Origin of the sequence: Candidatus Tisiphia endosymbiont of Temnostethus pusillus, assembly GCF_964264675.1 — a bacterium.
Lineage (GTDB): Bacteria > Pseudomonadota > Alphaproteobacteria > Rickettsiales > Rickettsiaceae > Tisiphia.
In genome coordinates this window covers 1,446,995-1,471,524 of record NZ_OZ183472.1, presented here as the reverse complement: position 1 = coordinate 1,471,524, position 24,530 = coordinate 1,446,995, and the positions used below count along the sequence as shown (strand labels likewise).

At 33.4% G+C, this 24,530-nt stretch carries 26 protein-coding genes; 16 read left to right on the top strand and 10 right to left on the bottom strand.

The window, feature by feature from the left end:
• Positions 1-160: 160 nt before the first annotated feature.
• The 3 genes from ACFEL2_RS06710 to ACFEL2_RS06700 all read right to left on the bottom strand — a co-directional run bounded on the left by ACFEL2_RS06710 (position 161) and on the right by ACFEL2_RS06700 (position 5,792).
• Complete coding sequence (locus tag ACFEL2_RS06710; RefSeq protein ID WP_375331847.1) at positions 161-2,008, bottom strand: sensor histidine kinase NtrY-like; 1,848 nt, start codon at positions 2,006-2,008, stop codon at positions 161-163.
• Positions 2,009-2,228: 220 nt separating this feature from the next.
• Positions 2,229-4,226: an acetyl/propionyl/methylcrotonyl-CoA carboxylase subunit alpha gene (locus ACFEL2_RS06705; protein WP_341751774.1), complete on the bottom strand. Its 1,998-nt coding sequence runs from the start codon at positions 4,224-4,226 to the stop codon at positions 2,229-2,231.
• 21 nt (positions 4,227-4,247) lie between these two features.
• Positions 4,248-5,792 carry an acyl-CoA carboxylase subunit beta gene (locus ACFEL2_RS06700; protein WP_341751775.1) on the bottom strand — a complete coding sequence of 515 codons (1,545 nt, stop codon included), beginning with the start codon at positions 5,790-5,792 and terminating at the stop codon, positions 4,248-4,250.
• Positions 5,793-5,948: 156 nt separating this feature from the next.
• Here ACFEL2_RS06700 and ACFEL2_RS06695 point away from each other — a divergent pair, with 156 nt between their 5' ends.
• Together ACFEL2_RS06695 and rpe are read left to right on the top strand one after the other, a co-directional pair.
• Positions 5,949-6,083: a hypothetical protein gene (locus tag ACFEL2_RS06695; RefSeq protein ID WP_341751776.1), complete on the top strand. Its 135-nt coding sequence runs from the start codon at positions 5,949-5,951 to the stop codon at positions 6,081-6,083.
• Positions 6,070-6,720, top strand: coding sequence for a ribulose-phosphate 3-epimerase (rpe, locus tag ACFEL2_RS06690; RefSeq protein WP_375331846.1), 651 nt, complete (start codon positions 6,070-6,072; stop codon positions 6,718-6,720). The genes ACFEL2_RS06695 and rpe overlap by 14 nt, the downstream gene beginning before the upstream one ends.
• Here the strand turns inward: rpe and ACFEL2_RS06685 are convergent.
• Positions 6,709-7,401: a M48 family metallopeptidase gene (locus ACFEL2_RS06685; RefSeq protein ID WP_375331845.1), complete on the bottom strand. Its 693-nt coding sequence runs from the start codon at positions 7,399-7,401 to the stop codon at positions 6,709-6,711. The genes rpe and ACFEL2_RS06685 overlap by 12 nt on opposite strands.
• An 83-nt stretch (positions 7,402-7,484) precedes the next feature.
• Here ACFEL2_RS06685 and ACFEL2_RS06680 point away from each other — a divergent pair, with 83 nt between their 5' ends.
• From ACFEL2_RS06680 to ACFEL2_RS06615, 14 genes are all read left to right on the top strand, one after another.
• Positions 7,485-7,709: a DUF6290 family protein gene (locus tag ACFEL2_RS06680; RefSeq protein ID WP_341747822.1), complete on the top strand. Its 225-nt coding sequence runs from the start codon at positions 7,485-7,487 to the stop codon at positions 7,707-7,709.
• The gene (locus tag ACFEL2_RS06675) at positions 7,699-7,959 is read left to right on the top strand and encodes a type II toxin-antitoxin system RelE family toxin (protein WP_341751779.1); all 261 of its coding nucleotides are present in this window, start codon (positions 7,699-7,701) and stop codon (positions 7,957-7,959) included. Before ACFEL2_RS06680 ends, ACFEL2_RS06675 begins: the two co-directional genes overlap by 11 nt.
• Before the next feature lie 171 nt (positions 7,960-8,130).
• Complete coding sequence (locus ACFEL2_RS06670) at positions 8,131-9,099, top strand: Fic family protein (protein ID WP_375331844.1); 969 nt, start codon at positions 8,131-8,133, stop codon at positions 9,097-9,099.
• A gap of 60 nt (positions 9,100-9,159) precedes the next feature.
• Entirely contained in the window at positions 9,160-10,548 is a 1,389-nt protein-coding gene (gene lpdA, locus ACFEL2_RS06665) for a dihydrolipoyl dehydrogenase (protein WP_341751781.1), read from the top strand.
• Positions 10,549-10,628: 80 nt separating this feature from the next.
• On the top strand, positions 10,629-10,823 hold the full coding sequence (locus ACFEL2_RS06660) for a hypothetical protein (RefSeq protein ID WP_341751782.1): 195 nt from the start codon (positions 10,629-10,631) through the stop codon (positions 10,821-10,823).
• A gap of 201 nt (positions 10,824-11,024) precedes the next feature.
• Entirely contained in the window at positions 11,025-11,576 is a 552-nt protein-coding gene (gene atpH, locus ACFEL2_RS06655; protein WP_341751783.1) for an ATP synthase F1 subunit delta, read from the top strand.
• A 24-nt stretch (positions 11,577-11,600) separates the two neighbouring features.
• On the top strand, positions 11,601-13,157 hold the full coding sequence (gene atpA, locus ACFEL2_RS06650; RefSeq protein WP_375331843.1) for a F0F1 ATP synthase subunit alpha: 1,557 nt from the start codon (positions 11,601-11,603) through the stop codon (positions 13,155-13,157).
• Positions 13,158-13,189: 32 nt separating this feature from the next.
• Positions 13,190-14,119, top strand: a complete 930-nt coding sequence (gene atpG, locus ACFEL2_RS06645) for an ATP synthase F1 subunit gamma (RefSeq protein ID WP_375331842.1) — start codon at positions 13,190-13,192, stop codon at positions 14,117-14,119.
• 20 nt (positions 14,120-14,139) lie between these two features.
• The gene (gene atpD, locus ACFEL2_RS06640) at positions 14,140-15,573 is read left to right on the top strand and encodes a F0F1 ATP synthase subunit beta (protein ID WP_375331841.1); all 1,434 of its coding nucleotides are present in this window, start codon (positions 14,140-14,142) and stop codon (positions 15,571-15,573) included.
• Positions 15,573-15,968, top strand: a complete 396-nt coding sequence (gene atpC, locus ACFEL2_RS06635; RefSeq protein WP_341751787.1) for an ATP synthase F1 subunit epsilon — start codon at positions 15,573-15,575, stop codon at positions 15,966-15,968. Before atpD ends, atpC begins: the two co-directional genes overlap by 1 nt.
• A gap of 198 nt (positions 15,969-16,166) precedes the next feature.
• The gene (locus tag ACFEL2_RS06630) at positions 16,167-16,583 is read left to right on the top strand and encodes a 6-pyruvoyl trahydropterin synthase family protein (protein ID WP_341751788.1); all 417 of its coding nucleotides are present in this window, start codon (positions 16,167-16,169) and stop codon (positions 16,581-16,583) included.
• Positions 16,584-16,601: 18 nt separating this feature from the next.
• The gene (cutA, locus tag ACFEL2_RS06625) at positions 16,602-16,898 is read left to right on the top strand and encodes a divalent-cation tolerance protein CutA (protein ID WP_341755864.1); all 297 of its coding nucleotides are present in this window, start codon (positions 16,602-16,604) and stop codon (positions 16,896-16,898) included.
• 316 nt (positions 16,899-17,214) lie between these two features.
• On the top strand, positions 17,215-18,420 hold the full coding sequence (locus tag ACFEL2_RS06620) for a dicarboxylate/amino acid:cation symporter (RefSeq protein ID WP_375331840.1): 1,206 nt from the start codon (positions 17,215-17,217) through the stop codon (positions 18,418-18,420).
• 258 nt (positions 18,421-18,678) lie between these two features.
• A complete protein-coding gene (locus tag ACFEL2_RS06615) occupies positions 18,679-19,965 on the top strand; it encodes a citrate synthase (RefSeq protein ID WP_375331839.1) in 1,287 nt (428 codons plus the stop codon).
• Between the two features lie 320 nt (positions 19,966-20,285).
• Here the strand turns inward: ACFEL2_RS06615 and ACFEL2_RS06610 are convergent, their stop codons facing one another.
• The 6 genes from ACFEL2_RS06610 to ACFEL2_RS06585 form a co-directional block, all read right to left on the bottom strand.
• Positions 20,286-20,807, bottom strand: coding sequence for a hypothetical protein (locus ACFEL2_RS06610; RefSeq protein ID WP_341751792.1), 522 nt, complete (start codon positions 20,805-20,807; stop codon positions 20,286-20,288).
• A gap of 288 nt (positions 20,808-21,095) precedes the next feature.
• The gene (locus ACFEL2_RS06605) at positions 21,096-21,698 is read right to left on the bottom strand and encodes an NADH-quinone oxidoreductase subunit C (RefSeq protein WP_375331838.1); all 603 of its coding nucleotides are present in this window, start codon (positions 21,696-21,698) and stop codon (positions 21,096-21,098) included.
• A complete protein-coding gene (locus tag ACFEL2_RS06600; protein ID WP_375331837.1) occupies positions 21,676-22,209 on the bottom strand; it encodes a NuoB/complex I 20 kDa subunit family protein in 534 nt (177 codons plus the stop codon). The genes ACFEL2_RS06605 and ACFEL2_RS06600 overlap by 23 nt, the downstream gene beginning before the upstream one ends.
• A 4-nt stretch (positions 22,210-22,213) precedes the next feature.
• Positions 22,214-22,588 carry an NADH-quinone oxidoreductase subunit A gene (locus ACFEL2_RS06595; protein WP_342272041.1) on the bottom strand — a complete coding sequence of 125 codons (375 nt, stop codon included), beginning with the start codon at positions 22,586-22,588 and terminating at the stop codon, positions 22,214-22,216.
• The gene (locus ACFEL2_RS06590; protein ID WP_375331836.1) at positions 22,588-23,880 is read right to left on the bottom strand and encodes an O-antigen ligase family protein; all 1,293 of its coding nucleotides are present in this window, start codon (positions 23,878-23,880) and stop codon (positions 22,588-22,590) included. The genes ACFEL2_RS06595 and ACFEL2_RS06590 overlap by 1 nt, the downstream gene beginning before the upstream one ends.
• Before the next feature lie 11 nt (positions 23,881-23,891).
• Positions 23,892-24,392 (bottom strand): DUF2155 domain-containing protein, encoded by a 501-nt coding sequence (locus tag ACFEL2_RS06585; protein WP_375331835.1) that lies wholly within the window; start codon positions 24,390-24,392, stop codon positions 23,892-23,894.
• Between the last annotated feature and the right edge of the window lie 138 nt (positions 24,393-24,530).

Genomic DNA, 24,530 nt, shown 5'->3' with positions numbered 1-24,530 from the left:
ATAGAGAGGGAAAGTAAAAACTGTATTTATAATTTTATTTTTAAAGAAAGATTTACTAATATGTGATAAAAATCACGATTACAGATTAAGTATATTGTTATAAAGCATGACTTTAAATATAAGAGAGTCGCCAAGAAAGAGGTAAAGTAAGGAAAGAATATTAAGTGAAAATGTGATTTATCGACTTCGAATTATTGATCTTTAATTTTAATTCATCAAGGTTGAATGTTATGTTGACAATCGCTCCCCCCTCGTACTTGTTTGCTAACTCTAGTGTTGCACAATGATCTTGTGCTATTTTTTTGATAATGGCTAGTCCTAAACCAGTTCCTTTAGATCTAGTTGTTATATAGGGTTCTGTAGCCCTATCAATTAAATTTGCTTGGAATCCTACTCCATTGTCATTTACTGTAATAGTGATCTGATGGTTAGACTTGGTTATAGAAACAGCAATAACACCTTGTTGAAATCTAGTAAGTCCTATAGATTCTTCGGCATTTTTTAATAAATTAACCATAATCTGATTAATTTGAGTTGTATCACAGATAAAATCTATGTGTTGATCAGTTGTGATGAATTTATATAATATTTTATCATTAATTAATTTTCGTGATTCAACCATATTCTTTATAAGAATTACTAGATCGCAATCCATAAATATTGGGGCTGGTAGTCTTGCAAAATTAACGAATTCAGAGACAATTTTCTTAATATCGTCAGTATGACGTACAATCATCTGTATGTATTTGTTGAACTCTGTCTTATCTTCAACTTGATTACTAAATTTCCTAAGTAATCTTTCGGAGGCAAGATGAATAGGTGTCAAAGGATTCTTAATCTCGTGAGCTACTTTCCTTGCTACGTCAGACCAAGCAAGTGCACGCTGAGCTATAACTAGATCTCTTTGTTGATGGTCAATTTGTTTAATCATCCTATTAAAAGCTGAGGATAAAACGCTTATTTCATCTTTATTAACAAGGTCTTCTGGTACTTGAATAGTTAAGTCACCATTTTTAACCTTTTCAGTAGCAATCACTAATTTCCGAATAGGCTTTACTATCTTTGTAGCAAAAATCATCCCCCAGCTTATTGCAGCTAATAGCAGTAATAAAGCAATAAAAATAAATACTATAGAAAATTTGATCTGCATACTGGATATATGTTTTTTAAGACGATAATATTCTTCAGCTGCACCGTTAGTTTTATCAATATGATCAATAATTTTAGCATCAATCAATCTACCTACCAACAAATATATATCATTATGATCTTTAAGTTTTGTAAGCATTCGAATCTTTTTAGGATCAGATTTTATCTCAACAATTTCTCCTAGCTCAGCTCTTTTCATTAAATGAGCTGGAATAGTAGCAAATGAAATTGCGAAACTTAAGAATGTATTAGCAATAACAGTATTAGTAGGTCTATGAAAAACTATAGCTTCATCAAGAGAACGCATCTCAACTTCAGTATTTAATGCTTCATTAAATGAAAGGGGATTATGTATTAGATTATAATACATCTCAGTTAAATCATCAGCGACAGATAATGCTGTTTCTCGTAACTGTAGTTTATGTTCGTCTATATAAGATTCTGCGACTATTATCGACTGATCAAGCACAGCAGAAATCTTTTTATCGAACCAAGATTGAATGCCAAAATTAAAAAAATATGCTGAAAAGACTGAAACAATAATGGTTGGGATTGTAGCAATTAAGCTAAAGGCAATAATGATACGATTTTGTAATTTCGAAGACGTCTCCCTTTCACCTTTATCAATAAAATCTCGTAAAAATTTACGAGCTAATAAAATGCCTAAAAGTAAGAATACAGCAAGATCTACTAATATAAGCCCTATAACTCTACTTGGGTCTGGACCAAGAGATTTCGACTCAATTGAAATCACATAATAAGTCGAGCAAGCCAATATAATGGCTACAATTATTAGAACAAATATTAATTTACCGCTACTACAATATTTTTTAAGATCTCGATAAAAGTAATTCAACATTTTTATTATTCAAAATCATTTGAGTATGCTAGTTACAATTAATTTTCAAGCTATTATTAGATATAAGACTTGCTGCATAAATCAAAGATAGTTGAGGGATTTTTAGGAGAAACGAAGCCGGCTACCTTCGCGTACACAGACGTACGTGAGGAGCGGAGGCGAGTTTCGACGACAAAATCACCAACTAGATTGACTTATGCAGTAAGTCTATAGTTTTAACCTAAGCAAATTCAAGTAACACCTGCCCACTAACCACCTGATCTTTCTCATTAACTAAGATTTTAGCAATTTTCCCATTACGTTCAGCAACAAGTATATTTTCCATTTTCATAGCAGTTAAAACCATAATCTCTTGACCAATAACTACCTTACAACCTTCTTGAACCTTAATTGCAATAATTTGTCCTGCAAGCGGGGCATGCAGCTCTGTTTGCTCTTCTTGGATATTTTTTGTAATCATCAACGCTTCTAGTTCAGACATCCGTGGAGAACGGACATAAGCTTTAACAGTAATACCTGAATGTGATAACATATAACCTGTTAAGATATTACCAATTTTTACATTGGCTTTTCTACCATTTACAATACAGGAAAAGAGTCTACTACCTAAGTTCCAGTTACTACGGATATAAATTCTATCATTTTCTTGTCTTATATTATAACCATAATCTACTGATTTAATTAAAACTGGAAATAGTTTATCATCAATTGATACAACCCATCTAGTACCGATTTTATTAGTTTGATCGACTATTTGACCAGAAATTAACGAAGCACGTTTTTGCTCCGCAATATAAACAAAAATGGCTGTAGCTAGGAATATTTTAGTGATTTCAGAAGTTAAGCTTGCTCCAGAAAAACCATCTGGATATTCTTCTTCTATAAACGCGGTATTTATATCACCTGCTATAAAACGAGGATGTGATATTACTGCTTCTAAGAAACTAATATTATGAGAAATACCTTGTATTATGTAAGCACTTAAAGCAGAACGCATAACCTCAATAGCTTGTTCTCTAGTCTCTCCGTAAGTACAAAGCTTTGCAATCATTGAATCATAAAACATACTGACTTCTCCACCAAGTCCAAGACCTGTATCCACACGTATGTTAGCATTTTTTGGTGGTTCTGAATATTCAGTAATTCTACCGCTAGACGACAGAAATCCACGCATGGGGTTTTCTGCACAAATTCTAGATTCAAACGCATGCCCTTTTAATTTTATATCTTCTTGAGAAAATGATAATTTTTCACCAGCAGCAATTTTTATCATCTCTTCTACTATGTCAATACCAGTGATCAGTTCAGTTACTGGATGCTCAACTTGTAGCCTAGTATTCATCTCAAGGAAATAAAAATTCTTATCTAAATCAACTATAAATTCAACTGTCCCGGCTGAGTAATAACCTACCTTGCTAGATAAAGCTATGGTCTCTTTATACATTTTTTGCCGTATTTCCTCGGTAATAAAGGAGCTTGGGGCTTCTTCAATCACTTTTTGATGATAACGTTGAATTGAACATTCTCGCTCACCAAGACAAACACTGTTACCATACTGATCAGCTAATAATTGTATTTCAATATGCCTAGGGGACTGAATCAATTTTTCAATGAATAATCTACCATCGCTAAAATTATTTACTGCCTCAAGCTTAGCTGATTCAAAGGCATTAGCCATTTCTTCGGAGTTTTTTACTACTCTCATTCCACGACCACCACCGCCAGCTGTTGCCTTAACTATAACAGGGAAACCTATTTTTTCTGCAATTTCTATAGCCTGATTTATGTTGCTGATAGTACCAATATAGCCAGGGACAGTGCTGACTCCTGCTTCCATAGCGATTTTTTTTGCTTCAATTTTATCACCCATTTTCTTAATAGCAGAAGCATTGGGACCTATTAAGGCAACTCCTTCCCTTTTTAAGATATTTGCAAAATTTGAATTTTCTGATAAAAATCCATATCCTGGATGTACTGCTGAAGCACCACTTGCTCTAATAGCATTTACAATATTTTTAATTGACAAATAGCTTTCAGTGGCAGGAGAATTGCCGATATAATAAGCTTCATCAGCATATTGTACATGCATTGAATGTGTATCTGCTTCAGAATATACGGCAACTGATTTAATACTCATCTTCTTTAGGGTTTGCATTATTCTCAAAGCTATTTCACCACGATTGGCGATTAAAATTTTATCAAATAATGGTTTAGTCATAAAATCTCGTGCTTAAGTATACTAAAGTGGTAAGTTATCATGCTTCTTCCATGGTAATTGTATTTTTTTGTTTTGAAGAAAGTTTAGTGCTTTACATATACGCCATCTAGTATTTTGAGGCTTTATAATATCGTCTAGGTATCCTCTAGATGCTGCAGTGAAAGGAGAAGTAACAGTATCTTTATACTCTTGGATTTTTCGTTTTTTTGATTCTGTATCTTTGCATTCTTCTTTAAATATTATTTCAGCAGCTCCTTCAGCTCCAAGTACTGCAATTTCTGAGTTGAACCACGCGTAATTCACATCACCACGAAGATGTTTTGAGTTCATAACTATATAAGCTCCACCATAAGCTTTCCTAGTAATTATGGTAATTTTTGGTACAGTTGCTTCAGCGTACGCATATAACAATTTTGCTCCATGTTTAATAATTCCGTTATGCTCTTGATCAGTGCCAGGTAAAAAACCTGGTACATCAACTAGAGTTACTATTGGGATATTAAACGCATCACAAAAACGAACAAACCTTGCTGCCTTTCTTGATGCGTTAATATCCAAACAGCCAGCTAAATGTAATGGTTGATTCGCAACAAATCCTATAGGTCTTCCTTCCATATAACCAAAGCCGATTATAATGTTTCTAGCAAAATCTGGTTGCAGCTCAAAAAATTCTCCTTCATCAACAATACGCTCAATTAATTCTTTCATGTCATAAGCTTTGTTCGGAATGCTTGGGACTAAGGTGTTTAGGGACATATCAACCCGATCAGCTGGGTCTTCGGTACGACGATGTGGTAGGGGACTACGATTTGATAGAGGTAAAAAATTAAAAAACCTTCTAGTTTCTAGAAGTAGCTCTATATCATTTTTAAAAGCAAGGTCAGCAACACCACTCTTTGTAGTATGCATTTTTGCTCCGCCAAGTTGTTCTTGGCTTACTTCTTCACCTGTAACAGTTTTAACTACGTCTGGTCCTGTTACAAACATATAAGAAGTATTTTTAACCATGAATATGAAATCTGTTAAGGCAGGAGAATAAACAGCACCACCAGCACAAGGTCCCATAATTAAGGTGATTTGCGGAATGATACCAGAAGCAATTACATTACGTTGGAATAATTCACCATAACCAGCGAGAGCATCGACTCCCTCTTGGATTCTTGCTCCTCCCGAATCATTTATCCCAATAACTGGTGCTCCTACCGCTAGAGCAGAATCGAGTAGGGAACATATTTTTTTAGCATGATACTCACCAAGGGATCCACCGAATACCGTAAAATCTTGGCTATACACAAAAACCAATCTACCATTTATGGTACCATGTCCAGTTATTATACCGTCCCCAAGAAATTTTTTGTCGTTCATGCCAAAATTACTGCATCTATGTTCAACAAACATTCCTGTTTCTTCAAAACTCTCAGGATCTAGCAATACTTCTATTCTTTCTCTTGCAGTAAGCTTACCTTTTTTATGTTGTAAGGCGATTCTCTCTCCTCCCCCACCTTGACGGGCATTATTGCGTTTTTCATCAAGTGATTCAGGAGAGTTTACAATATGTTGATTCATTATGGCTATACTAGTTCATTATAAAATCATAACCTGTAGTATAATAATAAAATGTCGAAAAGATAGTAGAAATTTATTTGAATAGTTATAGAATGCAGTGAAGAACTTAAAAAAGTTTATAGGAAGGGTTTTATAACAAAGGAAAAGCAGCAGAAATTGCAAAATAGTGGGAGTAAATTTAGTGAGAGTAAATTTCAAAAACTGTCTAGTGCTTTAAAACAGAATATAGCAAGAAGAAAAAATAGCCAAAAAGTTCATATTGAGGATAAAAACAAAAGTGAAAATAATTAAGATCGCACCTTCGTTACTGTCAGCAGATTTTGCTAATTTGCAAAAAGAAATCAGTTCTTTGGAAGAAGCTGGCGCTGATATGATCCATATAGACGTTATGGATGGACATTTTGTACCTAACTTAACATTTGGACCTCCTATAATAAAAGCTTTAAGACCTCACACTACATTACCATTTGACGTACATTTAATGATTAATAACCCGGAATATTCGATTAAAGACTATGCTAGTAGCGGAGCGGATATTATCACTATCCATCCTGAAACCACTATTCATCTTGACAGAACTTTAAGTACTATTCAAAATTTAGGATTAAAAGCTGGGGTGGCATTACTTCCCTCTACAAGTCCAAATTCTATAGATTATATTATTGATAAAGTAGATCTAATTCTAGCAATGACCGTAAACCCCGGTTTTTCTAGCCAAAAGTTTATAGAGAATCAGCTAGAGAAAGTCAAAATTATTTCGGAAAAAATTAAAAATTCCGGCAAAAATATATTGCTTTCTGTAGATGGAGGAATAAATGATGTTACCGGTAAGAACTGTATAAAAGCTGGAGCTGATATTTTAGTATCAGGTAATTTTATTTTTCAATCAAAAGATTATCAAAAACAAATAGACTTACTAAGACATTAAATATTGATGGAGAGTATTGCCATGTTCCTTAAGCCATAATCTAGCCAACTTATAGTCAGGATAAAGTCTTGCTACTAAATTCCAAAAACGAGGACTGTGATTCATTTCAATTATATGACACATTTCATGGACCACTAAGTATTTTAATATTTTTTTTGGAGCAAAAATAAGACGCCAATTAAAAGCAAGTACAGCCTTACTAGAGCAGCTTCCCCATTTGCCCTTATTATTCATAATTTTAATTTTAGTAAAGTTTATATTATGTTCTTTTGCTAGAAGAGTAGCCAGTTTTGTGGTTTCTAGTAAAAACATATCTTTTAAAAACCTTACTAAAGTACTTTTGTGTTGTGAGGGTAAAGAATATATCTGAATAACATCATCCGTGATTTGTACTTTTTCATAATCTGCATCAATATTTAATAACGAATATACTTCGTCAAAGACTGTTATTGTGTTATAATCAAAGGAGGGCTTGTTTAAGAATTTTTGCAGTTTTTGCCTAACCCAAGATTCTTTTTCTAACAAAAATTTATATCCTGTATTAAAATTTTTATTAGGTAAAACTAATTCAGCTCCTGTGTGGTTTATTCTAATGCTAATTCGTTTGGCTTTAGTACTATATCTTACTGGAATGTTAATATCAGACCCTAGTTTATCTAAAGTAATCTGCTGATGTTTCATGTTTAAAATCTAATTTAAAAATTATTATTAATATAGTATATTGACAATTCTAGTTAATTAAATTTATTAAGAGTAACTTAATTATGCATACTTTATCTTTTAACGTAGATGATCAGTTAAATGAACAAATTGAAACTTTTGCTAAAGTGCATGACCGTAGTAAAGCCTATATACTAAGAAAAGCTGTAGAGTTATATTTAGTCGATCAAAATGATCTTACAATTGGCAGGCAAGCTTTAGATGAGTTTTATAACGATGGTTTTAAAACTTATTCATTAAATCAAATTAAAAAGGAAAATGGCTTATAGTATTCTGTTTACGGATCGTAGTAGAAAACAATTTTCAAAATTAAATAAAGATACACAACAACGTATAATTCACTATTTGGAAAGCAGAATCTCTATTAATCCTCATGATTTTGGCAAAAGTCTTGTTGGAGAGAAGAAAGGTCTTTGGCGTTACAGAGTTGATGATTATAGAATTATTTGCAATATCAGTAATAACGAATCGCTGATCTTGGTTATTGATGTAGGACATAGACGTGAAATATATGATTAAAACCGATGTTAGTACATACTAAATACTAGAAATTACGGAGGCTAGAGGACTCTCGCTTATCATCCCAACGCCGTTATTAAGCCTATATAGCTGCAAAGTTCAAATTACTCTGTATTTAAAATCTAATATTATTTTATAGCCAATGATAGTATCATATGATACTATCATTTTATGAGTAAAAAACCACCTTTTCAAGTAAGTAATAAAATACTTACATTACTACAAGATATTGCATATGAGCTTGGTATTCTATCCGGAGCTAAGCTTTCTTTGCCTGCAGTAAAACTTAGAAAAAGTAACCAAATAAAGACTATCCATTCTTCTTTAGCAATTGAAGGTAATAGTTTAAGTTTAGACCAAATAACCGATATAATTGATGGAAAACCGGTGCTAGGTCCTAAAAATGATATTATTGAAGTTAACAATGCCATTAAATTATACAATAATTTACATAAATTAAATCCATTATCAATAGATTGTTTATTAGAGGCACATAGATTATTGATGCAAGAGTTAATAGTTGATAATGGCTATTTTCGAGCTAGCGGAGTTGGCATATTTAAAGGCAATGAAATATCTCATATAGCTCCTAAAGCTAATCGTGTTCCATTATTAATTGATAAATTATTTCAGTTCATAAAAGAAAACAAGGATATTCCGTGGCTAATTAAAGCTTGCTTATTTCATTATGAGCTAGAATTTATCCATCCTTTCTCAGATGGTAATGGACGAATGGGTAGGTTATGGCAACAATTATTATTAATGAAAGCAAATCCAATTTTTAAATATATTTCGGTAGAGGTACTAATAAAAAACGAACAAAGTGAGTACTATGACGTTTTAGCTGAGTGTGATAAAGTAGGGGAGTCTACCTTATTCATTGAATTTATGGCAACACAGATACTAAAAGCTCTGCAACTATATGTTAATAATGTAGTATCGCAAGTCAAAACTCCTAAGTCTAGGTTAGAATTTGCTAAAATAAAATTACCAAATAGTTGGTTTTCAAGGAAAGATTATATTCTGTTACATAAGAATATTTCTTCTGCGTCGGCCAGTCGTGATCTAATCTTTGGGGTTAAGGAAGGTATCCTAACTCATAAAGGTATAAAAAATCAAACTTGTTATAAATTTCAATAATAGACTCTTCCGTTAAATTAAGTTATAAAAGAAATCTAGAAAGAATGAGTGGATATATTAATGGAAAATTATGATCTAGCGATTATTGGTGGTGGACCAGGTGGTTACGTGGCTGCAATTAGGGCCGCACAACTAAATAAAAAAGTTGTGTTGATTGAGAAGGAGCATTTAGGGGGAGTTTGCTTAAATTGGGGTTGTATACCAACAAAAGCATTGCTTAAATCAGCTGAATTATTTCAAAAAATTAAACATGCTAAAGATTATGGTATTATAGTAGGTGAAGCAAGTTTTGACCTAAAAAAAATAGTACAGCGTTCTAGAGATATATCGACGCAGTTAACATCTGGTATTAAATCTCTGCTAAAAAAAAATAAGGTTACGATAATTGATGGCACGGCTAGCCTAGGAACAGGCAAGGTAGTAGAGATCAATAATAATGGTCAAAAAATTTTGATTAAAGCAAAGGACATAATAATTGCAACAGGTGCAAGGTCTAGAATCTTAGATGGATTTGAGCCGGATGGCAAGCAAGTTATTACCTCCAAAGAGGCTATGGTTCTTGATAAATTACCAAAATCTATGATTATCGTTGGATCAGGAGCGATTGGTATAGAATTTGCTTCATTTTATAATGCTTTAGGAACAAATGTCACTGTAATTGAAGTGCAAAATAGGATATTACAGGCTGAAGATGAAGAAATTTCTTTAATGGCACAAAAAACCTTTGAAAAGAAAGGCATAAAAATTCATACTAATAGCAAATTGTTAAATCATAGCAAAACCCAAGATCATGTTGTAGTTGAAGTTGAGATAAATAAAAAAAATTACAAGATACAAGCTGAAATTTTGCTTATAGCCGTGGGTATAGTTGGTAACATAGAAGACCTTAATTTAGAAAAAACTAATATAAAAATAGATAGAGGTCATATTATTACCAATCAGTTTATGCAAACTTCAGAGGAAGGCATTTATGCAATAGGTGATGTAACATCAGCGCCATGGCTTGCCCACAAGGCAAGTCATGAAGGTATTATTGCTGTAGAAACTATTGCGGGGCTTAAAGCTCATCCTATAGAGAAACGTAATATTCCAGGCTGTACTTATTCCTCACCTCAGATTGCTAGTGTAGGACTTACTGAAGAACAAGCGAAAAAAGCTGGTTACCAAGTGAAAATTGGCAGATTCCCGTCTATCGCTAATGGTAAAGCCTTGGTTGATGGTTGTACTGAAGGGATGATTAAAACGATTTTTGATGTAAAGACTGGTGAATTGTTAGGAGCCCATTTGATAGGCGAAGAGGTTACTGAACTAATTCAAGGTTATGTGATTGCTAGAACTATGGAAGGTACAGAGCTTGATTTAATCAATACTATTTTCCCTCATCCAACTTTATCTGAAATGATGGGTGAGTCAGTATTGCAGGCTTATGGTAGGGCTATTCATATATAATTAAAAAAATTCTTTTTGTTACTTAGTGGTAAGCATAAATTATGTTATAAATTGTCCTAGAATTAATATGAGGAAAAAAAATGAGTAAAATGAACCGTGAAGATTATGGAGTTTATCCACCAAGGAGGAGAATAAACATTGTTATGCAGCATGGCGTGTCATTTGGTGCGGCACTTGCTATGGCTATTTCATTTAATATAAACCATTCTGTATTATGGGCAATCGTGCATGGCTTGTTTTCTTGGCTGTATGTGGTTTATTATTGTTTGATTTAGTTTTAGCATAATAAAAACGGATCATATATACTCTTCTGCTTTGAAGAATTGGTTCTTGCAAATACTTGTGGGAGATTCGTGTGCTTACGTACTTCATATACTGCTTGCGTTCGTTCACTCCTTGTTTATTGTCTCCATTCTCCAAATCATTTGAGTATATAAGACGCTAAGATTATAGAATTTTATGGATATAAAAACATAATGATTAACAATAAATTAGTACGTAACTATACTTCTGCTTTATTTGATAATGCATTGGCAAGTAGCTTGGAAGATAAAATATTACAGCAGATTAGCATTATTAATCAATTTATCGAGGATAATCCGCAAATCAAGGTTGTTATATTTTCTCCGATAGTAAAGGATATTGACAAATGTAAAATAATTGAGTTAATTACAGAAACCTTTAATATCGAATCTATAGTTAAGCGGTTTTTGTTAATATTACTAAGGCATTCACGTATGCCTATTTTATCAAACATAATAGTATTATACCAACAACTACTTAATAACAGCAGAAATATTAAAATGGTAAAAGTAACTTCTTCTAAATCTTTGCAAACTAGAGAGAAAGAATGGTTAACAAAATATTTAGCAGATGAGTTTCAGCAGAAGGTTGTCATAAATTTCCACCGAAATCAGTCAATTATTGGTGGTATTGTGGTACAATATGATAGCATAGTTAGGGACTATTCTATTGTTGGAATGTTAGAAAAAATAACGAAAACCTTGAAAGCTACAAAGATAGGTTAAATAAATTTTATATGAGGAATAACTATGGGGTCTACCCAACAATTAAAGGCTGTCGAACTTGCTGAAATATTAAAAAAAGAAATTGCTAACATTGATCAGCTTAGCGATTTACGAGAAGTAGGGCAGGTTGTAACGGTTGGTGATGGTATAGCTAGGGTATATGGTATTGATAATGTGGAAGCTGGCGAGGTAGTTGAGTTTGCGTCAGGAGTAAAAGGTCTAGCTCTTAATCTTGAAACAGACTCTGTAAGTATTGTATTAATTGGTAGTGATCGAGAAGTCAAACAAGGTGATGCGGTAAAAAGAACTGGAAAGATTTTACAAGTACCAGTTGGTAAGTCGTTGCTTGGTAGGGTCGTTGATGGTATGGCAAATCCTATTGATGGTAAAGGCGAGATTATAACTGATACATATAGGAATATAGAGGAAAAAGCTCCTGGGATAATTGTTAGAAAAAGTGTTACAGAGCCGGTGCAAACGGGCATTAAAGTAATTGATGCCCTAATTCCTATTGGTAGAGGTCAGAGGGAGTTAATTATTGGTGACAGGCAAATAGGTAAAACCGCTATTGTTATCGATACTATTATTAACCAAAAACAAGCTCATCTTGACGGTGATGAAAAAAATAAAATTTATTGTATTTATGTAGCTATTGGTCAAAAAAGATCGACTATTGCACAGGTAGTAAAAAGATTAGAAGACTCAGGAGCAATGGAATATACCACAGTTGTAGCAGCTACTGCCTCTGATCCTGTTGCGTTACAATATGTTGCTCCTTACACTGGTTGTAGTATTGGTGAGTATTTTCGTGATAATGGTATGCATGCACTAGTTATTTACGATGATTTAAGTAAACATGCTGTTGCTTATAGACAAATCTCACTACTACTTAGAAGACCGCCGGGACGTGAAGCTTATCCAGGAGATGTATTTTATCTACATTCTAGGTTACTTGAACGAGCAGCAAAAATGTCAGATGAATCTGGTGGTGGCTCTCTTACGGCTTTGCCAATTATTGAAACCCAAGCAGGTGATGTTTCCGCATATATTCCAACCAATATTATATCAATTACTGATGGACAGATTTTTTTAGAAAATGAGTTGTTCTATAAAGGTATCAGACCAGCGGTAAATATTGGTATATCCGTGAGTAGGGTAGGATCAGCAGCACAAGTAAAATCTATGAAGCAAGTGGCAGGAAGTGTGAAACTTGAGTTAGCACAATTTAGGGAATTAGCAGCTTTTTCTCAGTTTAGTTCAGACTTAGACGCTTCAACTAAACAACTTATTTCACATGGTACAAAGCTTAGCGAAATATTGAAGCAGGATCAATATAACCCTTTCCCTATTGAGGAACAGGTGGTTAGTCTTTATGCTGGGGTAAAGAATTATCTTGATAGTATTCCTGTTGAACGAATAAAAGAATTTGAGCGTAGAATGCTACAAGAAATAAAACTGAGTGAAAACGATATTTTAGTATCTATTAGAGAGCAAGGACGAGTTACTGAAGAAATGGAACAAAAGTTAAAAATTTTCTTAGAAAATTTTGTGCAAAACTTTAACGCTTGTTCAGTAAGTTAAATCGACTTCAGGTTAAGATTAATTAGGTAGCTATGTCAGGTTTAAAACAGTTAAGATCTCGTATTAAGAGCATTACAACAACGCAAAAAATTACTAAGGCTATGCAGATAGTTTCGGCTACTAAGTTTACAAAAGCCAAAAACCAAGTTAAGGACTCAGAGGATTATATTGGGATTCTGCAGGATATAATGTCTAGTGTGGCATCTAGCAATAATTTACAGGATATGCCTCTCGAACAGAAAAAATTTTTTTCGGAAGAATTATTATACCAAGGTGACGTGAATAGACCTATTGCAGAAGTAGAATTATGCAATAGGTCTAATATAAATAAGTTACATTTACTAATAGTAGTCACTTCCGAACGAGGCTTGTGCGGAGCTTTTAATTTTTTACTGTCCAAGCAGGTAAAATCTGATATTGCAAATTTGGAAAATGCTGGTAAACAAGTAAGGCTTATTATTATTGGCAAAAAGGGTTATGATGTATTTAAGGGGCAATATTCCCATTATATTGATAATTATTATGAATTTCCAAAAACTCATAATAATAATTTGTCATTTCAGGTCAAAGAAAAACTGATGGAGATGATAGAGGATTCTAGAATTAGCAATTGTCAAATATATTTTAACAATTGTAAAAATGCTATGATACAGATTCCAACTAAAAAGCAAATATTGCCAATTGAAAAACAGCTATGTTCAAATGAGAAATATTTGAGCTATGAATATGAAGGTGAAGGGCTTATTTTGCATATGATTAATCTTTATATATCTGCTCAAATTAATTATGCTCTACTACAAAATAGAGCTAGCGAAGAAGGAGCTAGAATGACAGCAATGGATAATGCAACAAAAAATGCTAAGGAGCTTATTAATAAATTAACACTAAAACTTAATAGATCTAGACAAGATCTGATTACTAAGGATTTGATAGAGATTATTGCAGGGGCAGAAGCCGTATAAAAAATAAATTAAGGTAAAATATGACAAAAACTATTGGCAAGATTGTGCAGATTATTTCAGCTGTAGTCGATGTGCAGTTTAGTAGTGATGGTAAATTGCCAAAAATTCTCAATGCACTTGAGTGCAATAATAATGGAGAGAAAGTGATACTAGAAGTATCACAGCATATAGGAGACGATATTGCTAGATGTATATCTATGCGACCAACAGAAGGGTTAGTAAGAGGGCAAGAAGTAATAGATACAGGTGAGACTATTAAGATACCTGTCGGTATTGGCACACTCGGACGCATAATAAATGTGGTTGGTGTACCAATTGATGAAAGAGGTAAGATTGATTCAACTGACTTTGCTTCAATTTACAAACCAGCTCCAAGTTTTGTTGATCAATCAACTGAAAGAAACATTTTGGTTACAGGAATTAAGGTCATTGATCTTTTAGCTCCTTATTCAAAAGGAGGAAAAATTGGGTTATTTGGTGGTGCTGGGGTAGGAAAGACAGTGTTAATTATGGAACTTATTAATAATATAGCAAAAGCACATGGAGGATATACGGTTTTTGCAGGAGTTGGGGAAAGGACTAGAGAAGGTAACGACCTTTATCATGAAATGATTGACTCTGGGGTAATTGATTTAAAAAATTCCAAAAAATCTAAAGTAGCTCTTGTTTATGGGCAAATGAACGAACCACCCGGTGCAAGAGCTAGAGTTGCTTTAAGTGGTCTTACTATAGCCGAAAGTTTCAGGGATTTAGATGGAGGACAGGATGTCTTGTTTTTTGTCGATAACATTTTTCGCTTTACTCAAGCTGGTTCTGAGGTATCAGCCCTTTTAGGCAGAATACCTTCAGCAGTTGGTTATCAACCAACACTGGCAACAGATATGGGAGAGCTACAAGAGCGTATTACTTCAACAAAGCTTGGATCAATTACCTCTGTGCAGGCTATTTATGTGCCAGCAGATGACCTAACTGATCCTGCTCCTGCTGCCTCTTTTACCCATTTGGATGCGACTACCGTACTTAGTCGACAAATTGCTGAGCTTGGTATTTACCCGGCAGTAGATCCACTTGATAGTAGTTCACAATTACTAAATCCGGCAATTGTTGGAGAGAAACATTACTCGGTTGCTCGTGAGGTGCAAAAAGTTTTGCAGACATATAAGTCTCTGCAAGATATAATTGCCATTCTAGGAATGGATGAGTTATCGGAAGCAGATAAATTAACCGTTACTAGGGCAAGGAAAATTCAACGCTTTTTATCTCAACCTTTCCATGTTGCCGAAGTATTTACAGGTATAGCTGGAAAATTTGTCAGTTTAGCTGATACTATTGAAGGGTTTCATGGGTTGGTTTCTGGCAAATATGACTATTTACCAGAGGCTGCTTTTTATATGGTTGGTAGCATTGATGAAGCAGTAGAGAAAGGTGAAACACTTAAAGAAAAAGTGGCATAATGAATAAAACAATTAGAGTTAAAATTGTAACACCAGTGAATGTTGTGTTTGACATGGAAGCTCGGATGATAACAATGCCGGGAGAATTAGGAGAATTTGAGGTTTTACCAGGTCATGAGTTATTGATTGCAAATTTAAAAGATGGATTGACAAAAATTACAGTAGATAATTCTGTATTTAAGTACTTTATCTACTCAGGGTTAGCTGAGGTCACGTGGACAAATGTAAATATAGTGACAGAGTTTGCTGTTGATACTAGTAGTTTGCAACTACATGACATAATTAGAAAAATAGACTCTTTAACAAAAGAAATAGACGAAGAAATTGATGATACAAAAATTGATATTATTAAATTGGATATTGCTAGATATGAATCTTTGCTAGCTCATATTTAAAGAATTAAACAATTTTTCAAAGCATTCGAGTATATACTGCTCGTAAATGAAGAGTTGGTAGACGATAGTATAACATCCTTCTAGGCTATTTTCTTTAGATACCAGCCGGGGGGCCTACGCCTGAGATGATATCAAAAGTGCATGGATGATACCCTAGGCTATTAAACCGATGTCTTACATCTATACTTGAGGTTAATGATGATAAAGTGTACTCGTAAAATTGAATTTGATGCAGGTCATAGAGTTGTTGGACATGAGAATAAGTGTCAATTTCTACATGGTCATCGTTATGTCCTTGAAGTTACAGTGGAATCAAGTGTTACTGATAATCTTGGTATGGTTATAGATTTTGGTTACATGAAGTCAATAATACAAAAGTGGATAGATGATAATTTTGATCATAATATTATATTACACCAAAATGATAGAGAAATGGGGGATAGAATATGTGACTGGACTGGTCAAAAAATATATTATATGCAGGAAAATCCAACTGCAGAAAATATAGCACTACACTTAAAATTGAATATTTTACCAAAATTATTTACTAATAGTTCTTTTATTATTACAAAAGTCAAATTATTTGAAACACCTAATTGCTTTGTTGAGGTATAAGTGGTACAAAGATGTTGTGTGATTTTAACTACGACCAATGACCAGCAGGTGGTAGATAAAATAACAACTAGCTTATTGGAAGAAAATCTAGCTGCTTGTATACAAGTAGATAATATAGTCAGCTATTTTAAATGGGAAGGCAAGATATCTTCTGTGCTAGAATATCGTATTGTGATAAAGGCTAAGTCTGATAACTACAATACAATAGAAAAGGTGATTACTGATATACATAATTATGATCTTCCGCAAATAATAAAGCTCGACATTCAAGATGGGCTGTCTAGCTATTTAAATTGGGTAACTCAAAGTATCTAATTTTAAGAGAGTGTTTATTAGAGCTAAGATTTACTCAAACTATATAGTCCACTGCTTCCTGAGTTTAAGTCAGCTATGTTATACTCTTCTGCTTTAAAGAATTGTTTTTTGAAAATATCATGGATTCGCATGCGTAATTATACTATATGTACACCTAGCATGCTCACCATTCATTTTCAAATCCAATTCTTCAAATCATTTGAGTATATCTAGAATTCCAAAGTTGGTGTCATCCTGAACACAAGTGGATATTATCTTGAATTTATTTCAGGATGACGTCGGATCAAAACACTCTTTAAATTAATTAAGTAGAACAATGAAATTATGGAAAAAAGTTACATTGGGATTAATCTTGGGTATATTGTTTGGTATATATTTTCCTGAATATGTATCTTACATAAAACCGGTAGGAGATATTTTCCTACGTTTGATCAAAATGATTATTGCTCCTTTAATATTTTTTAGTTTAGTATCTGGCATAACTAGCATGAATGACCCTGCTTCTCTTGGTAGAGTAGGGATAAAGGCAGTTGCAGCTTTTTTAGGTACTACCTTCTTTGCCGTAGTTTTTGGTATTACAGTTGCTCTTGTATTAAAGCCAGGACATGGTGTGCATATTAACTTTGATGTTGCACAAAATGTTTCACAAGAGAAGTCCTTTAATATGCTTAACTTTTTTGTAAATATTGTGCCTGAGAATGTAGTGGGATCCTTTGCCAATTCTAATGTTTTGCAAATTGTATTCTTCGCAATATTTTTTGGACTTGTACTAAATAAAATGGATGTTAGTGCTACACCTATTAAGAATTTATTTCACATATTATCAAAAATAGTGTTAAAAATGATCTCCATGATCATTCAACTTTCTCCATATGGTGCATTTGCTTTAACTGCTTGGATAGTTGGTACGCAGGGCTTTGATGTAATGATTAGCTTGTCTAGATTAGTTGCTGCGGTAGTTATTGCCATGATATGTCAATATGGTATTTTTGGTATGCTAATTTATCTATTCTGTCGAATATCACCATTACCTTTTTATAGAAAAAGTCTAGAATATCAGGTACTTGCCTTTTCTACTTCTAGTAGCAAGGCAACACTTGCCACCACTATGCAAGTTTGTCGTGAACGTCTAGGCATCTCTGAATCTAGCACTTCTTTTGTATTACCACTTGGTGCATCGATAAATATGGATGGGTTTGCAATAAATTTATCTCTTACTACCATATTTTTTGCCCAAATGATGGGTGTAGATTTAGCATTACATGATTATTTAGTCATTATTATTACCTCAACTCTTGGTTCTATAGGTGGTGCTGGTATTCCAGGAGCCTCTTTAATAATGCTACCTATGGTTCTGTCTTCAATCCATTTACCGATTGAAGGTGTTGCTATAATTGCTGGAATTGATAGGATATTAGATATGTTACGTACCACCATTAATATTACAGGTGATGCAACAATTACCTTGATTATCGATAATAGTGAAGGTACTTTGGATAAAGATACATATAATTCGGTGTAAAATATTAGCATTTTGGTATTAGTGGGCAATAAAAATATGATATAGTAGTATAGTTAACCTAGACTATACATTAGACTTACTGCATAAGTCAGTCTAGTTGGTGATTTTGTCGTCGAAACTCGCCTCCGCTCCTCACGTACGTCTGTGTACGCGAAGGTAGCCGGCTTCGTTTCTCCTAAAAATCCCTCAACTATCTTTGATTTATGCAGCAAGTCTATTACTCCTAATAGGGTTAGCTATATGATAAAATGAGGATATATGAAAGTAGAAGATGTTGAATTAAAAATAGGTGATAAGTCTTTTAAGTTACCAATAAAAAAAGCATCGATTGGTCAAGATGTTATTGATGTTAGCGGTATATATTCATTAACAGGCTATTTCACTTATGACCCTGGTTTTATGTCTACAGCAGCTTGTAAATCTGCAATGACGTACATAGATGGGGATCAAGGGATATTAAGACATCGGGGATATGATATTAAAACGTTAGCAGAAAAAAGTAATTTCTTAGAAGTCGCCTATTTACTGTTAAATGGTGAATTACCAACCACTAATCAGTATAAATCTTTTTCTCAGAAAATTACTAATCACTCGCTGGTTAATGAACAGCTTAGAAGCTTATTTATGGCTTTCCGTCACTCAGCTCATCCTATGGCAATTATGTTGGCTGTGGTAGGATCTTTATCTGCATTTTATCCAAGTTTTTTAAATGTAGAAGAAAATGAACGCGAGTTAGCTGCTATTAGAATGATTGCAAAAATGCCAACTATTGCAGCAATGGCATATAAATATTCAATAGGTCAGCCTTTTATATATCCTGATAATAGTTTAGATTTTACTGAAAATTTTCTCCATATGATGTTTGCGACGCCTTGTGAAAAATATAAGGTAAACAAAGTAGTAAAGAACGCCTTAGATAAAATATTTATTCTCCATGCTGACCATGAGCAGAATGCCTCCACTTCAACAGTACGTTTGGCCGGATCATCCGGTGCTAACCCGTTTGCCTGTATCAGTACTGGCATAGCATCTTTATGGGGACCAGCACATGGCGGAGCAAATGAGGCAGTAATTAATATGCTGAAAGAGATTGGGACAATAGACCGTATTCCACAATATATTGCAAGAGCAAAAGATAAAAATGATTCTTTCCGCTTAATGGGCTTTGGTCACCGAGTCTATAAAAATCATGATCCAAGAGCAGTTGTACTTAGAGAGACCTGCAAAGAAGTATTAGATGAATTAGGAGAAAATAATAACCCATTACTCCAAATCGCTACTGAGCTTGAAAAAATTGCTCTCAATGACCAATATTTTATAGATCGTAAGCTTTATCCAAACGTTGATTTTTATTCTGGTATTATTTATCAAGCTATGGGGATACCATCACAGATGTTTACAGTGCTTTTTGCTATAGCAAGAACTGTTGGTTGGATGGGACAATGGAAAGAGATGCATGAAGATCCTGAACAAAAAATTAGCAGACCTCGGCAATTATATACTGGGTATGTACAAAGAGAATTTATTCCTTTTGATAAAAGATAATTATAGTAAAATCCTATATAGTCGATCCGTCAAAAAGGCTGTAGACATAAGAGATAATACATGTTCGTGGTCAAAAATCACATCAAAATCCATAAGATTTTCACCTTATTTTGTTCAAAACCTTATGGATTTTCAAAATTTTTAAGTCTACTCACTAACAATGCTTGTTATTCCTAGCTAAAGTCGGGAATCTAAAATGGTTTCCAAAAAGCCCTGAGGTACTATAGATTCCGCTACCTACGCAGGAATGACACCTCTTGCGTTTAAATATAGTAGATGTTGTGTTTTTAGACTTTTGAAGGATTGACTATTTAACTATGCTATTCTAGCAATAGATTAATTGACTCCTCTACACCTGCAAGAGCAACATCGCCGTTACTGTTTTGTCTGTCATTAGTATTTAGATTTTCAGGAGTACTGACGAGATTTGAAGCATCATGACAAGCTAAACTATAGTTTAGCTCAAAACCATTCAAATTTCTTAAAAAATCATATAACATTGAAAACGAATTTGCCTGTGCACAAGCACATAACCACTCTCCTGTGTCAACATCTGAATCACTGATGGCTTGCCCTAGGGTTTTAAGGAATTTATTGCAGTCATCAGATGTTTTATGCTGTAATAGACTTAATAGCAACTCAAATACTGCACATTCATGCAAATTTTCATTTACTTGCTTTAAATTATAGTCATCGGAAGACCGTAAGATAAGACTGTAACACCTAGAAAAACTACCTGCGTTTATTGCATCCAGCAAATCACCACTAACAGCTGAAAACAACTTCTTTGAATTATTTTTTTTACTGGTTTTAAAATTTTCTAAGTCTAGTATTGTTAACATGATATCTTTTAAAATAAAATTATGAAACTAATTGCACCATTAACATGATTGGTAACATAATTAGTAAAAAGCAATTTTGCAAGTATTATCTCCCTGGAATATATGCTCAGGTAGAACTTCAAGAATTGGCGTTCCCGCGACCAAAGATCGAAGCTGCCTAGTTACTCATGTACGCTACGCTGCTCGACTTTGCTACTGCTTAGCTCTTCTTGAAGTTATACTATCGTCTACCAACTCTTCATTTACGAGCAGTATACCATAATCAAGAAGGTAAATATGACAGTTATTTCACTTCGCCTTTTCATCCCCAGGTAATACATAATTCGGTCCTTTCCAACTTGATGAAAAATCAAATTCTCTATATGGCTGATCAAGTTTAACTGGCTCATATACTACTTTTGCAAGATTCTCATCATATTTAACCTGCACGTAACCAGTTAATGGAAAATCTTTTCTAAGAGGGTGTCCAACAAAATCATAATCTGTTAGAATACGACGAATATCATGACTCTCAGCAAAATTCACTCCAAACATATCATATGCTTCACGTTCATACCAGCAAGCAGCACTAAAGATTTTGGTAACTGAAGGAATTATATCATTTTCTCCAACCTCAACTTTAACTAATATACGTTTGTTTAATTTAAGACTTAGTAAATTATACACTACTTCAAACCGTTTAGAACGGCTCAAGAAATCTGCAGCAAACAAATCTGTCAACACAGTAAAACGTAAATCCTCAGATTCCTTAATTGCCGATAAAAATGGTATCAAACTTTCTATACCAGCTTTATAACTAATAAAATGTATATTCAAATCATTTTCAGGCAAAGCAGTTATCTCAAGATTCTGATTTTTTATTAAGTCGTCAATGATATTTTCCATTGTCACCCTCTCTAAATCTAGTAGTTCTTCTAATTTTCTTTTGTAACTGCATTAAACCATAAATCAAAGCTTCAGCACTTGGGGGGCAGCCTGGCACGTATACGTCTACTGGAACAATCTGATCACAGCCACGTACTACTGAGTATGAATAGTGATAATAACCCCCACCATTGGCACAGCTTCCCATTGATATAACCCACTTAGGTTCAGTCATTTGGTCATAAACTTTTCTAAGGGCGGGAGCCATCTTATTGGTTAAGGTTCCTGCAACTATCATTAAGTCAGATTGACGTGGGCTTGGTCTAAACAACATGCCAAAACGATCCATATCATAGCGGCTAGCAGCAGCTTGCATCATTTCTACTGCACAACATGCAAGACCAAAACTCATGGGCCAAAGTGAATTAGATCTAGCCCAACCTATCAAATCATCGAGTTTAGTTATAAGGAATCCTCGATTTGAAATTTCTTCTTCAAGGAGCTTATCTTGATCATATAGATCTATCTTTGCTTGCATGTCATTACTCCCAGTCTAAAGCTCCTTTTTTCCATTCATATACAAAACCGATGGTAAGTACCAATAAGAAAAACATCATTGAGAAGAAACCAAATTTACCAATTTGTCCAAGCGTAATAGCCCATGGTATCAAAAAAGTTATTTCTAGATCAAAAATAATAAATAAAATAGCTACTAGATAAAAACGTACGTCAAATTTACTTCTAGCATCACCAAAAGGTTCAAATCCACATTCATAACTATCCAACTTAGCCTTATTATATTTTTGAGGAGCTAAAAGCCTTGGCAATGTAACTATTACCAATGACAAAACTGATGCTATACCAAAAAACACAGCTATAGGCAAGTATTCCTGTAAAATATTAGATGTTTCCAACATTAGTAATTGTACTCCTGTGATTTTGAAAGAAGTAACTTAAACAAAATCATCGCTCCAAAAGAGCTGCAAACCCACCATATTTGCCAAATGTTAAATGAAATCATACCTATTATGTAATAATTTATAAAGCAAGCATAGGCAACTGACTTGTAATTTAATACATCTATTTTGTTATTTTCAGTCGTTCGATTCATCTTACCACTTTTAGAAGACTGCACTAAGGATATATTACTAATTTTTTGAATATATTTGTAAATTAAAGATAAAAATAATATCAAACCTATTAAGCCCGTTTCCAATAAAATTTGCATTATATTATTATGTGGGTGTAGAGGAAGGGGAGACCACGTCCACTGATTATAGCTAATCATTTGTTTCTCATCAATTTTAAAATTTCTTGATGAAGCAAATCCATGACCTAAAATTGGTTTCTTGATAATTTGCTTGGCAACAAAGTGCCAAATAAATACACGGTGCTTAGCAGAGTCTGGTAGAAACTTGGCATAGTGATCTGAGGCATAATGTGGTTGTATTTTATAGGCAATTATCGGCATCATTATTGAACCGGTAAGCATAGCCAAGGTAAATAATTTCAAAAAAATAGATTGTAGAGATTTGGATGCTAACAATCTATTTGTTAAAAATACTAAACCACCTACGGTAAATGCTAAAAAGCTTGCCAAACTATCAGAGATAGATAATAAATAAAAAATTATCAGGTAATATATTAGTGCTAATAAATATCTATGATATGATATAATTATAGCTATAGCTACCCATGAAAGAACTGATAATAAAGAACAGCCACGGTCAAGAGTGAATAAAAAGAATTGATTTGAAGATTTTGGCTGAAAAACAGTACGGAAAGCCCTTGTTATAATACCGTGAGATGCGTATTCTATAAAAAACAAAGCAATTGCTGCTATTATTCCTATAATAAAGTATATTTTTATTTTAGTTACATTTATGGATAATTTGTCAATATTGCTATTTACGATAAATCCTATTAGAACAATTAAACAAACCTGTAGATAGTTAAGTAAAGAGGAGGGGTAATTAGGTGAATAAAAATTTGTTATAAGACACCAAAGACAAAATAGTAATTCCAGTTTCCAATTGGATAACAAAGTTTCTTTAATAGTGGCGTATTTAAAATGAATAAAGATTTTATCTCGCAAAGCAATTAATATAGTTAATAACAACAGAGGAACTGTTACTGCAGCAGAAAAACCAGAAATCAATCCAACTACTGGAAATAGCATTACTAAAATGTAAAACAGGGATTGTATCATTCTTAAATATCCTATAAACAATTTTTAGCAAAGATTTCATAAATAGGATGTTCAAAGGTGGAAACTGAAATGCTTGATGAGATAATCCATCCTTGAAAAATTAACATAGGGTCTTCATCAATCTTATGCTCTGTAATGGTTAATAGCATGTAATTATCCTCATTGTAAGGATCAAGATTTTTAATACATTTATGAAGTTTAATTTGAATATTACCAAAATATTGTGGTTCATTAGGCTTTAATACCAGCTCCTTTGATGTTGCTGTGATTTTATTTAAAGCAATAACCTTACCTAAAGTGCAAGTTTTTAATTCTGAATGTTCAACATTATTTTGTATATTAGGTAAGTTATTAGAATCAGCAACATGCTCAGTAAAATTATGATTTTTTAATTCATTACTTTCATCTGTAGTATCAAGGAATTCCATATTTTGGGTAGTATCTTCAGCTTGTACATAAGAAGAAAGAATACATAAAAACCCCATTATACTAGCAAATATAAGGTGCTTCATCAATTTCTGCAACATGCGAAAATAATAATTCTTTAAGTTATAATTTGCCCCAATTCGGGATAAGAATTAACTAATTCTTATCTCGAATGGGCTTTAATATTATGGATTGCCACACTCAACGTACGTTCACTCTACTAA

Bases quoted from the DNA above. Each gene is read 5' to 3' on its own strand.
- ACFEL2_RS06710 (WP_375331847.1), bottom strand. From the start codon at position 2,008: ATGTTGAATTACTTTTATCGAGATCTTAAAAAATATTGTAGTAGCGGT.
- ACFEL2_RS06705 (WP_341751774.1), bottom strand. From the start codon at position 4,226: ATGACTAAACCATTATTTGATAAAATTTTAATCGCCAATCGTGGTGAA.
- ACFEL2_RS06700 (WP_341751775.1), bottom strand. From the start codon at position 5,792: ATGAATCAACATATTGTAAACTCTCCTGAATCACTTGATGAAAAACGC.
- ACFEL2_RS06685 (WP_375331845.1), bottom strand. From the start codon at position 7,401: ATGAAACATCAGCAGATTACTTTAGATAAACTAGGGTCTGATATTAAC.
- ACFEL2_RS06680 (WP_341747822.1), top strand. From the start codon at position 7,485: ATGCATACTTTATCTTTTAACGTAGATGATCAGTTAAATGAACAAATT.
- ACFEL2_RS06675 (WP_341751779.1), top strand. From the start codon at position 7,699: ATGGCTTATAGTATTCTGTTTACGGATCGTAGTAGAAAACAATTTTCA.
- ACFEL2_RS06670 (WP_375331844.1), top strand. From the start codon at position 8,131: ATGAGTAAAAAACCACCTTTTCAAGTAAGTAATAAAATACTTACATTA.
- lpdA (WP_341751781.1), top strand. From the start codon at position 9,160: ATGGAAAATTATGATCTAGCGATTATTGGTGGTGGACCAGGTGGTTAC.
- ACFEL2_RS06660 (WP_341751782.1), top strand. From the start codon at position 10,629: ATGAGTAAAATGAACCGTGAAGATTATGGAGTTTATCCACCAAGGAGG.
- atpH (WP_341751783.1), top strand. From the start codon at position 11,025: ATGATTAACAATAAATTAGTACGTAACTATACTTCTGCTTTATTTGAT.
- atpA (WP_375331843.1), top strand. From the start codon at position 11,601: ATGGGGTCTACCCAACAATTAAAGGCTGTCGAACTTGCTGAAATATTA.
- atpG (WP_375331842.1), top strand. From the start codon at position 13,190: ATGTCAGGTTTAAAACAGTTAAGATCTCGTATTAAGAGCATTACAACA.
- atpD (WP_375331841.1), top strand. From the start codon at position 14,140: ATGACAAAAACTATTGGCAAGATTGTGCAGATTATTTCAGCTGTAGTC.
- atpC (WP_341751787.1), top strand. From the start codon at position 15,573: ATGAATAAAACAATTAGAGTTAAAATTGTAACACCAGTGAATGTTGTG.
- ACFEL2_RS06630 (WP_341751788.1), top strand. From the start codon at position 16,167: ATGATAAAGTGTACTCGTAAAATTGAATTTGATGCAGGTCATAGAGTT.
- ACFEL2_RS06620 (WP_375331840.1), top strand. From the start codon at position 17,215: ATGAAATTATGGAAAAAAGTTACATTGGGATTAATCTTGGGTATATTG.
- ACFEL2_RS06615 (WP_375331839.1), top strand. From the start codon at position 18,679: ATGAAAGTAGAAGATGTTGAATTAAAAATAGGTGATAAGTCTTTTAAG.
- ACFEL2_RS06610 (WP_341751792.1), bottom strand. From the start codon at position 20,807: ATGTTAACAATACTAGACTTAGAAAATTTTAAAACCAGTAAAAAAAAT.
- ACFEL2_RS06600 (WP_375331837.1), bottom strand. From the start codon at position 22,209: ATGCAAGCAAAGATAGATCTATATGATCAAGATAAGCTCCTTGAAGAA.
- ACFEL2_RS06595 (WP_342272041.1), bottom strand. From the start codon at position 22,588: ATGTTGGAAACATCTAATATTTTACAGGAATACTTGCCTATAGCTGTG.
- ACFEL2_RS06590 (WP_375331836.1), bottom strand. From the start codon at position 23,880: ATGATACAATCCCTGTTTTACATTTTAGTAATGCTATTTCCAGTAGTT.
- ACFEL2_RS06585 (WP_375331835.1), bottom strand. From the start codon at position 24,392: ATGAAGCACCTTATATTTGCTAGTATAATGGGGTTTTTATGTATTCTT.